Consider the following 415-nt stretch of genomic DNA (forward strand, 5'->3'; position numbering starts at 1 on the left):
TTGGTTAGAATGCCAGCCTGTCACGCTGGAGGTCGAGGGTTCGAGTCCCTTCCAGGTCGCCAAAACTTAATGCGGGAATATGGCTCAGTTGGTAGAGCAATTGACTGTTAATCAATGGGTCACAGGTTCGAGTCCTGTTATTCCCGCCAATTTGCTAGTGTGGCTCAACGGTAGAGCAGCTGACTTGTAATCAGCAGGTTGTAGGTTCGATTCCTATCACTAGCTCCATAAATACGGAGGATTTCCCGAGCGGCCAAAGGGGGCAGACTGTAAATCTGTTATCGACGATTTCGGTGGTTCGAATCCACCATCCTCCACCAAAAAGTTAAGCTGCGGATGTGGCGGAATTGGCAGACGCACCAGACTTAGGATCTGGCGCCTATGGCGTGGGGGTTCGACTCCCTTCATCCGCACC

4 tRNA genes are annotated in these 415 nt (G+C 51.8%); all 4 read left to right on the plus strand.

What is annotated here, in order from left to right:
- Nucleotides 1-73: 73 nt before the first annotated feature.
- The 4 genes from BN899_RS18315 (at nucleotide 74) to BN899_RS18330 (ending at nucleotide 413) form a co-directional block, all read left to right on the plus strand.
- Nucleotides 74-149, plus strand: a tRNA-Asn gene (locus BN899_RS18315).
- A 4-nt stretch (nucleotides 150-153) separates the two neighbouring features.
- Nucleotides 154-228 (plus strand) — tRNA-Thr (locus tag BN899_RS18320).
- 7 nt (nucleotides 229-235) lie between these two features.
- A tRNA-Tyr gene (locus tag BN899_RS18325) sits at nucleotides 236-320 on the plus strand.
- A 12-nt stretch (nucleotides 321-332) separates the two neighbouring features.
- Nucleotides 333-413, plus strand: a tRNA-Leu gene (locus tag BN899_RS18330).
- Nucleotides 414-415 lie beyond the last annotated feature (2 nt).

Source organism: Faecalimicrobium dakarense, assembly GCF_000499525.1.
GTDB lineage: Bacteria > Bacillota > Clostridia > Peptostreptococcales > Peptostreptococcaceae > Faecalimicrobium > Faecalimicrobium dakarense.